Genomic DNA, 12767 nt, shown 5'->3' with positions numbered 1-12767 from the left:
CTCTCAATGGAGTCCCCATGAGCAACGCAATCGGGTCCACCCTGCAGTTCCTTGGCGCCGCTGGCACCGTAACGGGCTCCCGCTACCTGATCGAAGCTAATGGCCACCGTGTACTGGTCGACTGCGGCCTGTTCCAAGGCTACAAGCAGCTGCGCGAGCGCAACTGGGCACCATTTCCCGTGGAGCCCGCCTCCATCGACGCAGTCGTGCTGACTCATGCGCACCTGGACCACTCGGGCTATTTGCCAGCACTGGTCAAGCAGGGATTCCGTGGCCGGATCCACTGCACCGCAGGCAGCGCGGCCCTTTGCGGCCTGCTGCTTCCGGACAGCGGACACCTGCTCGAAGAGGAAGCGAGGTTCGCCGCGCGCAAGGGCTTTTCAAAGCACAAGGAGCCGCTTCCGCTGTACACCGAGCGCGATGCAGAACTGAGCCTGCGCCGCCTGCAGGCGCATGACTACGAACGCGACGTACCGGTGGTGCCCGGCATCGAGGCCAAATTCCATCCGGCCGGACACATCCTGGGCGCTGCCCATGTCAGCCTGGCCGTGCACGGCCAGCGCCTGCATTTCAGCGGCGACCTCGGGCGGCAACACGAGTCTCTGATGAACCCGCCTTCGCCGCTCCCGGCATGCGATGTCCTGGTCTGCGAATCCACCTACGGCAATCGCGCACATGTGGCCATCGATCAGGAAGCCGAACTCGCGCCGATCATTCGTCGGGTGGCCGCCCGAGGTGGCGTGATCGTCGTTCCCGCCTTCGCCATAGGCCGCGCGCAAGCCCTACTGCTGCACTTGGCACGCTTGCGGCAGCGGGGCGAGATCCCGGCGGTGCCGGTCTACCTCAACAGCCCGATGGCGGTGAATGCCACGCGGCTCTACCACGCCCACCATGCCGAACATCACGTCACGGACGAGGACTGCCAGCGCATGTACGAGCTGGCAACCTTCGTCAATAGCGTTGAAGAGTCCAAGGCGCTCAATCGTCGGCGTGGACCCATGATCATCATCTCGGCCAGTGGCATGGCTACCGGGGGACGCGTTCTCCACCACCTCGAGGCCTTCGGGCCGGATGAGCGCAACGCGATCCTGCTCTCGGGCTACCAGGCGGGCGGCACCCGGGGTGCCAAGCTCGCGAGCGGTGCGCGCACGCTGCGCATGTTCGGTCGCGAGATCACCATCCGCGCCGAAGTCGTGCAACTGGAGGGGTTCTCCGGACACGCCGATGCCGGCGAACTACTCGACTGGATGCGCACTGCGCCGTCGGCGCCGCGCATGGTCTACGTGACCCATGGCGAGCCCGATGCCGCGGACGTGCTGCGTGGACGCATCGAGCACGAACTGGGCTGGCGCGCCCGCGCGCCCGAACATCTGGAGCGCGTGCCGCTGGCGGAGGCGTAAACACCATGGACGCACCCTCCCATGCACGCCTGCGCGTCATTCGCGCCGGAATCGATACCTACCAGCAACCCGTCGTGTACATGCACCGCGACTGCGAGGTGTGCCGCTCCGAGGGATTCGCGGCCATGACCCGGGTACATGTGCAGGTTGGCACGCGGTCCGCGATCGCGACGTTGAACGTTGTGGTCGGTGACTTCGTTGCCGTGGACGAAGTGGCGCTGTCCGAAGCGGCTTGGCGTGCCCTGCGGCCGGAACCGGACGCGCTGGCCAGTTTCCGCCATCCCGAGCCCGCCGCCTCGGCGGGAGCGCTGCGCTCCAAGGTGTTCGGTGCGCGGCTGGACGATACGCAATACCTCGCCCTGATGGAGGACACCGTGGCGAGTCGCTTGTCCGATCTGGAGCTCGCCGCCTTCGTCACCGCCTGCGCCGGCGAGCGCCTGGATCACGGGGAGACCACCGCTCTTACCCGGGCGATGGTGGCCGTGGGCCAACGCCTCGACTGGGGCGACGGCGCCGTGCTGGACAAGCACTGCGTCGGCGGCCTGCCGGGCAATCGCACCACGCCCATCGTCGTCGCCATTGTGGCAGCGCTCGGCTATCGCATCCCCAAGACGTCGTCACGCGCAATCACTTCACCGGCCGGCACCGCCGACACGATGGAAGTGATGGCGCCGGTCGCGCTGGATCTGCCAACGATGCGTCGCGTGGTCGAGCGCGAAAGTGGCTGCATCGTCTGGGGCGGCAATGTCCGCCTGAGCCCCGCCGACGACATCCTCATACGGGTAGAGCGCCCCCTGGACTTTGACAGTGACGGACAACTGGTCGCGAGCGTGCTGTCGAAGAAGATCGCCGCCGGCGCCACGCATGTGCTGATCGACATGCCCGTTGGGCCGACGGCGAAAGTGCGCAGCGACGCTGCCGCCGCCAACCTCACGGCGCGCCTGCGCGGCACCGCCGGGGCGCTCGGACTGCAACTCGGCGTGCATCGCTCGGACGGCATACAACCGGTGGGGTCCGGCATCGGTCCGGCGCTGGAAGCAAGGGATGTGCTCAAGGTCTTGCGCAACGATACGGACGCACCCGTCGACCTGCGCGATCGCGCCCTGGTGCTGGCGGGCGCATTGCTGGACCTGGCGACCACTGGCTTCGCGGGTAGCGGCCTGGAACGCGCGCGCGCAGCACTGGATTCGGGGAGAGCGCTGGCGAAGTTTCTGGCGATCTGCGAGGCGCAGGGAGGTTTCCGCGAACCCGCGCGGGCGCCGTTCACGGCGGAGGTCACTGCCACCGGCAGTGGGCGAATCGCCGCGGTCGACAACCGCCGCCTGGCGCGCATTGCCAAGCTGGCCGGCGCACCCGGCTCGCCCGAGGCCGGTCTGGAGACGGCACTGCGCATCGGGGACTTGGTGGAGCGCGGGGAATCTCTGTTCACGGTGCACGCGCAATCGCGTGGGGAACTGGCCTATGCGCTGGAATACGCTGCGGCGAACGCGCCCTTCGACATCACCCCGGAGCCGACATGAATCGCGTACTGATGCCTTTCCCCGCCGATGCTGCGCTGGCTGCCACGGTCGCTCCTGCCTTGCAGGCGCGCCTTGCGCCGATCGCATGGCGCCACTTCCCGGACGGCGAATCGCTGGTCTCCCTCGATGAATCACTGGGCGGTGCGGACGTTGCGATCGTGGCCAGCCTGCGCAACCCGGACCCGCTCGCCCTGCCGTTGCGCTACGCGGCGCAGACCGCCCGCGAGTTCGGTGCGCGCTCTGTCGGTGTGATTGCTCCGTACCTGGCCTACATGCGGCAGGACACTCGCTTCCATCGTGGCGAAGCCGTCAGTGCGCCACTGTTCGCCCGCTTCCTGGAAGAGAGCTTCGACTGGCTGGTCACCGTCGACCCGCATCTGCACAGGTTCGAGCAATTGCAGTCGCTGTATCGCATGCCGGCGGCCCACGTGTCGGCCGTGCCGGCCATTGCAGGCTGGATCGCGCGGGAAATCCCCGACGCCATGCTTGTCGGTCCCGACAGCGAAAGCGAGCAGTGGGTGGCTCGCATGGCCGAGAAGGCTGGTGTGCCCTACCAGGTCTTGAGGAAGGAGCGGCGCGGCGATTACGACGTGCGCGTGAGCTTGCCGGATGCCAAAGCCGCGGTGGGACGCACGCCGGTGCTCGTGGACGACATCGTCTCGTCGGGGCGCACGATTCTGGAAACGCTGGCTCACCTGCGGCGCTTGGCGATGCCGCCACCGGTACTGGTGGCCATCCATCCGGTGTTCGCCGGCGATGCCTACGCACAGCTGCAGGCCGCAGGCCTCTCGCGCATCGTCAGCACCGACACCATTGCCCACGAGTCGAATGCGATCGCCCTCGGAGCGGAGCTCGCTACGGCCGCATCGGCGCTGATCGCATCCACACCGGTCTCCGCGGAGGGGCCATGAACCTGCATCTCAATTGCTGCACCGCCGACCAGCTATCGGCGGCCGAACGCCAGCGGATATTGGAGTTGGCGGCTGCCCACCGGCAGGCCGACCCGGACTTCGCGAGCTGGTCGACCGGCTACGGTGTGATCCGCCACGACCCGCTGACCCAGTTGCGGGTTCACCAAATGGTCGACGAGCTGGTCGCCTATGACCGTACGCCCGATGCCCAAACGGCTTGGCAGCGGCTCGCCGCCGCCGACCGCCTAACCAGTGCCGGCATGTGGCTGGTGGCGCACATGACCTACAGCCAGCGGGTCCGCACCGACGGCGCGCCGCTGGAGGTCGATGATTTCAAGACCACACCCGAAGGCCACACCGGCGGGTCGCTGAACATGGTGCCCGCCTACGCCGGCTACCTGCTGATGGACGCGCTCGACGGCGTGACCCGCGCATGGATGATGGGCCAGGGGCACTGCGTGGCCGCGATCGATGCGCTGAACCTTCTGGTCGGTAACATGACGTCGACCCATGCCGCGCGCTACGACCGTTCGGACGCGGGGCTGAGCCGGTTCGTGAGTGATTTCTACGCCTACAGCCTCAACGCGGATGGGACCCCGGCATCGCCGTTGGGTTCGCACGTCAATGCGCACACCGCGGGGGGCGTGCTCGAAGGCGGCTACCTCGGCTTCGCCGAACTGCAATACGTGCATGCACCGCTTAAGGGCGAGCGGATGGTGGCGTTCCTCAGCGACGGCGCCTTCGAGGAACAGCGCGGTAGCGACTGGGCACCGCGCTGGTGGCGTGCCGAGGACAGTGGACTGGTCAGCCCGATCATCATCCTCAACGGACGTCGCATCGAGCAGCGCAGCCAGATCACCCAGCAGGGTGGGGAACGGTGGCTGGACCAGCACCTGCGGCTGAACGGCTTCGACCCCGTCGCGCTCGACGGCCGCGACCCTGCCAGTATCGCGTGGGGCATCCACGTGATGGAGACGCGGCTGCAGGCCGTCGGCAGTTCTCCCGAGGTTGAAGTCCGTCTGCCCTACGGCATCGCGGAAACCGTCAAGGGTTACGGGTTTCCCGGGGCCGGGACCAACGCTGCGCACAACCTGCCCCTACCCGGAAATCCGGCATTCGACACGCAGGCGCGCGCACTTTTCAACGAAGGCGCCGCTGCGCTGTTTGTTGCAGCGCCAGAGCTCGACGCAGCCATTGCCGTTCTCAATAGCCATGATGCCCAGCAGCGGGTGCGCGAGCGGGATCACGCGCTCGCCGACCGGCAGGTGGCGCCGCCACGGATACTGCCGATCGCGGATCGCGCTCGCGGCGGGTCCAGTTCGCCGATGTCCGCACTGGATGAGCAGTTCGTGGCGATCGCCGAGGCCAACCCGGCGTTGCGCGTGCGCGTCGGGAATCCGGACGAGTTGCGCAGTAACAAGCTTGACCTCACGCTTGATGCATTGAAGCACCGGGTGCACGAGCCGGAGCCCGGTGTCGCCGAATCGACTTCCGGCGCGGTCATCACCGCGCTCAATGAAGAAGCCGTCGTGTGCGCGGCGCTCGGCAACAAGGGGGGGCTGAACTTGGTGGTCACCTATGAGGCATTCGCGCCAAAGATGCTCGGCGCCGTGCGGCAGGAGCTGATCTTTGCACGCCACCTGGCCCAGGCAGGGCGGCCCCCGGGCTGGCTGGGAGTGCCGTTAGTGTTGACCTCGCACACTTGGGAGAACGCCAAGAACGAGCAGTCGCACCAGGATCCGACGATGGCCGAGGCGATGCTGGGCGAAATGGCGGACGTCGCACGCGTGGTGTTCCCTCCGGACGCCAACGGCGCCGCGGCAGCCTTGTCGCACGCGTACGCCCAGCGCGGCACCATCACCGCGCTTGTCGTGCCCAAGCGGCCGGTGCCGCACGTGCTGACACGCAACCGGGCGGAGGAACTCGCGGCCATGGGCGCCCTGCCCCTCGCGGGCAATCCGACGAAGGCCGCGGTCCTGCTGGTCGCCACGGGCGCCTATCAGTTACAGGAAGTGTTGCGCGCGCACGCGCGGGTGACCGAACGCGGCATTGCCGCCGCAGTCATCTATCTCGGTGAGCCCGCCCGTTACCGCACGCCGCGTGACGCGGAGGAGGCCAGCTACACGCACGACGACGCGCAGCTGCAGGCGCTGTTCCCGCCGGGTCGACCGCGGGTGTTCCTGACCCATACCCGCCCGGAACCCTTCCTCGGCGCCTTGCGCCGGCTCGATACCGGGCCGGCGTCCACCGCCGCCTTGGGCTTCATCAACCGGGGCGGCACGCTGGACGTCCCGGGGCTCTTGTTCGCCAACCGCAGCACCTGGGCGCACGTTGTCGATGCAGCATTGCGCGTGCTCCACGTGGCGCGCGATGGTCTGCTGTCCGTGGAGGAGATAGCGGCGATCAACGGCCACGGTGAGCCAGCCACGCTCCTTAGGCCCATGACCGAGTCGACGCCATGAACGTCCCGCTGCGTGCACGTAAGCGCGCCGACCTGCTCTCCCTCACCGGCGCGGTGGTCGCAGGCATGGCGGCCGGTGTATGGCTCGCTGATGCGCTTGAGCCCATGCTCCTGCCGATGCTCATTGCCGGCGTGCTCGCCCACGCCGTGGGAATGACGGCGCGACATCGTCTGGATCGGCAGGCCGGCCCCCTGCCCGCGGTATGGCAGTGGCTCTACATCGGATGCTGGATTGCGATCGCTGCGCTTGCCATCATTGGCGCGCTGCGCTGGTTCGGAGGCGTGCTCTGATGGCTGGCACGATCCGGCGGGGCCTGCAGATCGCTTGGGCAGCACTCGGTCTGGGAATGGATTTCCTGCGCCTGCGTCGGCGCGCCCCCGAACAGCTGCCAGGACGCGTCGGCGCCACGCTGGTGGGCTTGGGCACGACCTTCGTCAAGCTCGGACAAGGTCTGAGCCTGCGTTGGGATCTCCTACCGGCCCCCTACCGGGAGACGCTCTCGCGCCTGCACAGCGACGTACCCCCCTTTCCCGCGAAGGACGCCATCCGCACCATCGAAGCCGCATTCGAGACGTCGCTCGACCGATTGTTCGCCAGCTTCGACGAAACCCCGCTGGCCGCTGCATCGGTCGCGCAAATCCACGCCGCCCGGCTGCACGATGGGCGCGACGTGGTGGTCAAGATCACCCGACCTGGCATCCATGCCCAGGTGCAGGCGGACTTGCGCCTGCTGCGACGAACGGTGCGCGTCGCCCAGTGGCTGTGGCCGCCTCTGCAGCGCCAACGTCCGGTAGAGCTCGTGGACGAACTGGCTGGTTTCATGCGCGACGAGATCGACATGCGGCACGAGGCGCAGAACATGCGGCGCATGGCCGTCGTCATGGACGACTTGCCCACCATCACGCTGCCGCACGTCATCGACCCGCTCGCCGCGCGCGAAGTACTGGTGCAGGAGCGCAGTCATGGCACGCGCCTGGAATCCGCATTCGGCACACCGGCCGCCCCGGCGCTCGCCAGCGCATTGCTGGACGCCTACTTGCACCAGCTGTTTGGAGCTGGTGTGTTCCATGCCGACCCCCATCCTGGCAACCTGTTCCTGCTCGACGACGGTCGCCTGTGCCTGCACGACTTCGGCTCGATCGGGGTACTCGATCCTGCGTCCCGCCTCGCGCTGGGAGGCATGGTCGAGGCGATCGCCGCGGACGATGCCACCGCCGTACTCGACACCGCCATCGCGCTTGGATTCTTCCAGCCATACGTGGACCGGCGCACCCACGAGCGCGAGATCCACCTGATCCTCGCCGAGATGGCGAGTCGCCCGCTGGCGCAATGGTCGATTGCCGAAGCGATCTGGCGGGTGGCCCGCATCGGGCACGGCGAGGGATTCAGACTACCGCCGCATCTGCTGGTGTTGATGCGCACCTTGTTCCTCGTCGAGAACACGTTGCGGGCGCTCGATCCGGCGCTCGACCTGCTTGGCACGCTCACCTCGCGCGCAGCTGACATCGCGCGCGTCATCGACGCCAGCCGTCCTGCCGGGCGCCCGCTGGCCTTGCGGCTGACGCGCGCCGCGCGCCAGCTGCCGCAGCTCGCAGCAGATCTGTTGCGGCAGGCCCAGCTGAGCGACGGCCGTCCCGCCTTTTCAGTCCACCATCACGGACTGCACTCGACTCAGGAGGCAGTTGCCCGTACCGGCAACCGACTCGCACTGGCATTGGTAACGCTTGGCCTGTACGTCAGCGGCGCGTTGCTGACGCTGCATGCGGATGGGCCGCAGCTACTGGGCCACCTGCCCTTCCTCGCAGTCGTCGCCTTCGTCGCGGCGGGCCTGCTGTCGTTGCGACTAGTGATCGCCATCAGCCGCTCGGGACACCTGTGATGGATCGCTCCCTGCTTGCCCTCAATGTCGGATCCACTACGCTCAAGGGCGCTGTCTATGGCCTTGGGGCGGCCGAAGCGGGCAAGCCAGCATTGGTCGAATACTCGCGAGCCGAGATCAAAGGTGGCACCGAGCCGCAGGAACGCCTCGCAGAACTGATCGAGTCGCTGGCAGCGCCGAAGCAAGCCCCTGACGTGGTCGTCCACCGGCTCGTACACGGCGGTGACCGCGGGCATGGGCTCGAACTCGACGATTCCTTGCTAGCCGAGCTCGACGCACTGGCACCGCTGGCCCCGATGCACCAGCCGGCCGCGCTCGCCTACGTTCGCGTGGCGCGCGCCCGCTGGCCTGGAGCCAGACACGGTGTGGCGTTCGATACCAGCTTCCACGCCTCGCTAGCGCCGTGGAGTCGACGCCTGCCGATTCCAGCAGAATGGGACGCAATGGGCGTGCGCCGCTATGGCTTCCATGGTCTCGCCTTCGCCTCCGCACTTCGAACGGTGGCCGGTCAGGACGCAGGCATTCGCCAAGGCCGTGCCGTGTTTGCACATCTGGGTGGCGGGTGCAGCGTCTGCGCCGTGGAGAACGGTCTCAGTCGTGACACAACGATGGCACTGACCCCACTGGGTGGGGTCCCGGGCCCCACGCGTTCTGGAGATCTCGACCCCGGCGCCTTCCTGTACGTGCTGAGGGAATGTGGCCTGGATGCGAATGCCATCGAGGATCGCCTTTCCCATCGGGGAGGACTGGCCGGGATCGCCGGCCATGGCGACATGCGCTTGCTGATCGGGGACGCCGGGCCCCAAGCCCGATTGGCCGTCGACCTATTCGTCGTACGTATCGCACAGTCGATTGCCGCGATGGCAACGGGAATCGGCGGCCTCGAGCACCTGGTCTTTTCCGGTGGCATTGGCCACCGCGCGCCGGGCTTGCGCGAGCGCATCCTCGCTCGGCTGGCATGGCTCGGTTTGACGGCAGACCTTGGTCACAACGAGGCAGGTGCCTTGCGCATCGACCGCGGCACGGGACCGCGGATATGGAATGTGGCCATCGATGAGGAGCGCGAGCTGGCCGACTCAGCGCTATCTTGGCTCTAGCCGACAGCCCAAGGGGGGCACCAGCGATGGAACCATGCAGCCACGGCTGACGTGGTCAGCACAGCTGCGAACCCTCCGCTTGGCGTGCGCATGTTCGTAGTATGGCCCTAGTAAAGCCCGGCAGCGAACAACCCTACGCCCGATGGGGATGCGCCAGGAACGCTTGGACTTAGAGCTCGCGCGCACGGCAAAAACAGGTTCGCGTACCTTGCTGGATCGATCGCTCGGGAAACAGACAGACGCGCCTCCTGGTCGTCGCGCAAACGCCCGATATCGACGACCTCGCAGGTGGAGCGTTTGTTGTCCTACGGCTACTGCTTGGTGATTTTCGTAATGGCGTAGCCGTCCTTCTGCGCTACGAGCTCAAACGCGACGTGATCTCCTTTGCGGAGAGCGGCCAAGTCGACATTCGGTGCCTTGAACGCCATGGTCATGGCGGGCCACTGCAGGGCATCGATAGCACCGTGCGCAAGCGTCACCGTTCCGGCGCCGACGTCCACTGCCTCGACCGTGCCAGTCGCTGACACCGTGGCTGCCGCTGTTGCCGGCACTGACGCAGTCGGCGCTGCCGCCTCGCTGGGAGACGGCTCGCTCTGTGACTTGCTGGTCGGGTCTGAGGGTGAGGAACAGGCCGAGAGCAGTACCAACAGCATGGGAATAACCAGTTTCATTTGCTTCACTCCTGGATGATCAACGTAGAGCGTTTGAAGTCAACAGCACATTGGGATTTGGCTGGAGCAGCAAGTCAAGCACGGTTCGCAGAGATGCCCCTCGCGCCCTGGAAACCGGTCCCGTCGGCGTTGCGCCCGACGGGACCGACCGGCCTACATCGCCTCCATCGTAGAACAGCTTGCCGCGCAGCGCCTGCAAATGTCCGCGCAACGCTTCATCTCAAGGTCATCCCCATGGCATCGCAGGCCGCGGCATTGATGGCGTGATAGCTGGTAGTACGTGCTTGGTGTCCATGGCTAACTCACTTGGCCTTCTGCGGCCGCGAAGACCAGTGGATATGAACGATGCGCCAGTCGGCACCGGTCTTTCTCAGCACCATCGTATCGGTGTTGAGCAACGTCAGTGGCTTGCCATCCTTGCTCGCGTGCAACTCGCTCTCGCTGCCAACCCACGCCAGGCCGCCATCGATGCGGGCGCGCCGGCGCTTGAGCTCGCTGTGCGTTCCCTTGAGGAACTGCGAGTCACTGATCGCGTGATGACCTAGATATTCCGCGCGGCTACGTTCTGCACCGCCGGCTTCAAGGATCAGTACGTCCGCATCGAGCAACGTCTCGACAGTCTTCAAGTCGCCAGCAGCAAGGGCCTTGCCGAAGCGATCGACGACGGCTACCGCGGCCTGGGTCGCCAGGGGCACATCGAACTTCGCGTCGGACTTGGCGGGCTGCGGATGGTGTGCGTGCGGGGTCGTCTGTGCGCCGGCCGTTGTGATGGCGCCGAGCGCGAGGGCGAGGGCGAGGGAGAGCGCGAGTGGCGTGGCGATCGATTTCACGGGCAGACTCCTGGTTCAGTGTTCGTGGTCATGGCCGTCATCGGCATTGGCGGGTTGCGGTGCGGGATGCGATTCGACCTTGCCATCGGCATGGCGATGCTCGACTGTCTCCGGCGCCGGCTTCGACTCGGGTGGAGGCGTGGATGGCTTGTGATGATCGGGAGGGGTGCCAGGCGGGTGTGCGTGTGACTTCTTAGCTTCGGCGGCTGCACTATTCGCCTTGTCATGGTGGGCAGGCGTCCCCGGCGGATGGGCGTGCGGCTTGGGCTCGTCCGCGGCCATGCTTGTCGGCATTTCGTGATGATCCTCGGCCACGCCTTCGCCATGGTCGTGCGCTTGGGTTTCCCCGCCGCCATGGGAATGGCCTCCGCTGCTGGCCACCATCGCTTGGTAATCGTCCTCGCTCAGCGTGGGCAGCTTTTGCAGGAACGCGACCATGTTCCAGATGTACTCGTCGTCCATGCTCTTGCCCCAGGCAGGCATCCCCGAGGCTTTGATCCCGTGCTTGATCACCCAGAAGGCTTCTGCCGGATCGACCGCCTTCTTCGTCAGCTCTGGCGGTGCCGGGTACAGTCCCTTGCTCAGCTCGGTTGCGGCCATGCCGGGAGCGAGATGGCAGCCCATGCACATGGCGTTGTAGTTCCCGGAACCCTGGACGATGCGTGCCTGCTCGCCAAGGTCCGGCAGCGTGAGCTTGCTCGCCCGTACTTCGATCGAGCGTTCGCGCAGGGATTCCATCAGCGCATGGACCGGTCGGGTGTGCTGGTCGTCGGCGCCGACGTTGTAGATGCCGGAATAGACGAATCCCGCGACCGCTACTACGGCGACGCCGGACAGGATGCTCAAGGTGAGCAAGGACTTTCGTGTCACGAACGGCATGAAATGATTTCCCCTATCAGAACCAGATGCGGATGCCTGCGACCAGGCGGGTGTCGTTGACGACTTCGCCTTCGTCGCGGCGGAAATCCGCGGTGCGGCCCAGCGCCCACTCACGGACGATGCCGATGTACGGGGCGAACTCGCGTCGGATCTCGTAGCGCAGGCGCATGCCAGCCTCGGCCGTGCTCAGCCCGGAACCGATCCCAAGGCGCTCATCGGCCTTTCCGTAGAAATTCAGCTCGACGAGCGATTGCAGGATCAGGCGGTTGGTCAGCAGCGTGTCGTACTCAGCCTCGAACCGCGCGGCGGTCTGGCCGGACTGACCGATGTAGGCCGTGGCCTCCACCTCGAACTTGTAGGGCGCCAGGCCGATGACACCGATCGCGGCGAAGTCCTGCGAGTCGCCGGGTTCGAAGTCGTGGCGAATACCGGCGACGAGATCCCACCACGGCGCGATGGCGCGTCCGTAGAGCACTTCAAGGTCCGCGGCTTCGGTGTTTCCGCCGACACGCTCGCCCTCGCTGCGCAGCCAGACCTTGTTGAGGTCGGTCCCGATCCAGGCCTGCGCTTCCCACTCCACTCCGCTGCTCTCATCGGTATCGAAGGCTTCCAGGCGGTCGAGCAGCACGAAGTTCTGGATGGTGTTGTCGTGCACGGGGTGATCGTCCGGCGGCGGCACGGCCGCAGCACGGTCTTCCTCGGTCACGACCGGGATCGGCGTGACGGGCTGATCGGCTGGCCGCGGCATGGTGTGGCCCACCGCGGAATGGTCCACTGGTTCCGCCGGCGCGGGTTCAGGCGTCCGGTGACCCATGGCCTCGTGGTCGACCGGCGTCGCCGGTTCCTCCGGCGGCATGTCGTGGCCCATGGCCGAATGGTCCATCGGCTCGGCTTTGGGTTCCGGGGGTGACGGAGCCGGTTTCGGTCTCGGCTTCGGAGCCGGCTTCGGCTTTGGCTTTACCGGTTGATGCTGCGTGTGATCCTGCGTCACCGGCATCTGATGCTGGGAATGGTCCTGCTTGGCCGGCGTCGGCATCTGGTGCTGCGAGTGATCCTGCGCAGAGGCGTTGAAGGTCAGCAGCAGGCCCGCGGCGAGTGGCGCGAGTGTCATGGTCATC

11 protein-coding genes are annotated in these 12767 nt (G+C 66.6%); 7 read left to right on the top strand and 4 right to left on the bottom strand.

Annotation, left to right across the window (positions count from 1 at the left end; all coding sequences use genetic code 11):
- Positions 1–17: 17 nt before the first annotated feature.
- The 7 genes from ACYVBS_RS07955 to ACYVBS_RS07925 are packed head-to-tail and all read left to right on the top strand — an operon-like array spanning position 18 to position 9269.
- On the top strand, positions 18–1400 hold the full coding sequence (locus ACYVBS_RS07955) for an MBL fold metallo-hydrolase RNA specificity domain-containing protein (protein WP_460822912.1): 1383 nt from the start codon (positions 18–20) through the stop codon (positions 1398–1400).
- 5 nt (positions 1401–1405) lie between these two features.
- Positions 1406–2920, top strand: coding sequence for a thymidine phosphorylase family protein (locus ACYVBS_RS07950; RefSeq protein WP_460822911.1), 1515 nt, complete (start codon positions 1406–1408; stop codon positions 2918–2920).
- Entirely contained in the window at positions 2917–3831 is a 915-nt protein-coding gene (locus tag ACYVBS_RS07945; protein WP_460822910.1) for a ribose-phosphate diphosphokinase, read from the top strand. The genes ACYVBS_RS07950 and ACYVBS_RS07945 overlap by 4 nt, the downstream gene beginning before the upstream one ends.
- Positions 3828–6293 carry a phosphoketolase family protein gene (locus ACYVBS_RS07940; RefSeq protein ID WP_460822909.1) on the top strand — a complete coding sequence of 822 codons (2466 nt, stop codon included), beginning with the start codon at positions 3828–3830 and terminating at the stop codon, positions 6291–6293. Before ACYVBS_RS07945 ends, ACYVBS_RS07940 begins: the two co-directional genes overlap by 4 nt.
- A complete protein-coding gene (locus ACYVBS_RS07935) occupies positions 6290–6583 on the top strand; it encodes a hypothetical protein (RefSeq protein WP_460822908.1) in 294 nt (97 codons plus the stop codon). Before ACYVBS_RS07940 ends, ACYVBS_RS07935 begins: the two co-directional genes overlap by 4 nt.
- A complete protein-coding gene (locus ACYVBS_RS07930) occupies positions 6583–8172 on the top strand; it encodes an ABC1 kinase family protein (RefSeq protein ID WP_460822907.1) in 1590 nt (529 codons plus the stop codon). The genes ACYVBS_RS07935 and ACYVBS_RS07930 overlap by 1 nt, the downstream gene beginning before the upstream one ends.
- The gene (locus tag ACYVBS_RS07925; RefSeq protein ID WP_460822906.1) at positions 8172–9269 is read left to right on the top strand and encodes a hypothetical protein; all 1098 of its coding nucleotides are present in this window, start codon (positions 8172–8174) and stop codon (positions 9267–9269) included. Before ACYVBS_RS07930 ends, ACYVBS_RS07925 begins: the two co-directional genes overlap by 1 nt.
- A gap of 311 nt (positions 9270–9580) precedes the next feature.
- On the opposite strand, the gene ACYVBS_RS07920 is transcribed toward ACYVBS_RS07925, so the two are convergent.
- From ACYVBS_RS07920 to ACYVBS_RS07905, 4 genes are all read right to left on the bottom strand, one after another.
- Positions 9581–9940, bottom strand: a complete 360-nt coding sequence (locus tag ACYVBS_RS07920; RefSeq protein ID WP_460822905.1) for a copper-binding protein — start codon at positions 9938–9940, stop codon at positions 9581–9583.
- A gap of 302 nt (positions 9941–10242) precedes the next feature.
- A complete protein-coding gene (locus ACYVBS_RS07915; RefSeq protein ID WP_460822904.1) occupies positions 10243–10770 on the bottom strand; it encodes a YybH family protein in 528 nt (175 codons plus the stop codon).
- Between the two features lie 15 nt (positions 10771–10785).
- Positions 10786–11649: a c-type cytochrome gene (locus ACYVBS_RS07910; RefSeq protein WP_460822903.1), complete on the bottom strand. Its 864-nt coding sequence runs from the start codon at positions 11647–11649 to the stop codon at positions 10786–10788.
- A 16-nt stretch (positions 11650–11665) separates the two neighbouring features.
- Entirely contained in the window at positions 11666–12766 is a 1101-nt protein-coding gene (locus ACYVBS_RS07905; protein ID WP_460822902.1) for a copper resistance protein B, read from the bottom strand.
- Position 12767: the final 1 nt, after the last annotated feature.

This window comes from Lysobacter olei (assembly GCF_054777355.1).
This window is presented reverse-complemented; position numbering and strand designations above follow the sequence as displayed.